Source organism: Gryllotalpicola sp. CP2-P1 (assembly GCF_057512245.1).
In genome coordinates this window covers 1-1,103 of the sequence record NZ_JBLRDT010000395.1, presented here as the reverse complement: position 1 = coordinate 1,103, position 1,103 = coordinate 1, and the positions used below count along the sequence as shown (strand labels likewise).

The 1,103-nt window shown below is 69.6% G+C and carries 1 protein-coding gene; it reads left to right on the top strand.

All coding sequences use genetic code 11. The annotated features are described in order from the left end of the window. Window positions 1-143 precede the first annotated feature (143 nt). On the top strand, window positions 144-1,103 hold a 960-nt coding region (locus tag ACM2XV_RS15515), incomplete at its 3' end, for a LacI family DNA-binding transcriptional regulator (RefSeq protein ID WP_487027602.1).

The following is a 1,103-nucleotide window of genomic DNA, read 5'->3' as shown; positions in this document are numbered from 1 at the left end:
GCCCCGCGAGGGACGGGTAGCGCGCGAAGGCGTCGGCCTGCGGGTGATCGGTCATCGTCATTGCTAACCTCTGGTGCACAAAGTTTCTCGGCTTGGAAGAAACGTATCGTCCCGCCGAACCCGAGAGTAACGCGAGAAGAAGCATGAGCACACCCGCAGCCGGGCGCCGAGGCCGCGCCACCCTCTCCGAAGTCGCCACGCTCGCGAGCGTCTCGATCGCGACGGTCTCGAAGGTGCTGAACGGCCGCTCGGGGGTCTCCGAAGAGACCAGGAGCCGCGTCGAGGCGGTGCTCAACGATCGGAACTACAACCGGCGCGCCACGGCACAGAGCACCGCGCCGCTCGTCGAGGTGCTCTGCTTCGAGATCGACAGCCCGTTCGGCGCGGCCGCGATCGCGGGCATCGAGCGGGTCACGCGCGAGCAGGGCATCGGCATGGTCGTCAACGGCACGCTCGACAGCCATCAGCCGCACCCGTCGTGGATCGAGGGCGTCGTGCGGCGGCAGCCGGCCGGCGTCATCCTCGTGGCGGCGCAGCTCAGCGAGAAGGTCAGAACCCGGCTGCGCAGCCACAACATCCCGGTGGTCATGATCGACCCGTACGGCGCGCCCTCGACCGATGCCCCCTCCGTCGGCTCAGCCGACTGGAACGGCGGCTATCTGGCAACCTCCCACCTCATCGAGCTCGGCCACAGCAGGGTCGCGATCATCACCGGGCCCGACGACATGCTGGCCTCGACGGCGCGGCTCTCGGGCTATCGCGCGGCGCTGGACGCCGCCGGCATCCCCATTCGACGCGAGTGGGTCAAGCCGGGCAAGTTCCACCACGACGACGGGTACGAGCAGGGTCTCGCCCTGCTCTCCGGCGACGACCGGCCCACGGCGATCTTCGCCTCGAGCGACATCCAGGCGCTCGGCGTCTACGACGCGGCGCGCGCACTCGGGCTCGACATCCCCCGCGACCTCTCCGTCGTCGGCTACGACGATCTTGCGATCGCGAAGTGGGCGGGCCCCGCGATGACGACCGTGCACGTTCCGCTCGCCGAGATGGCCGAGCAGGCGATGCAGCTCGTCACCCGACTGCACGACGAGCCCGAGCTCGCC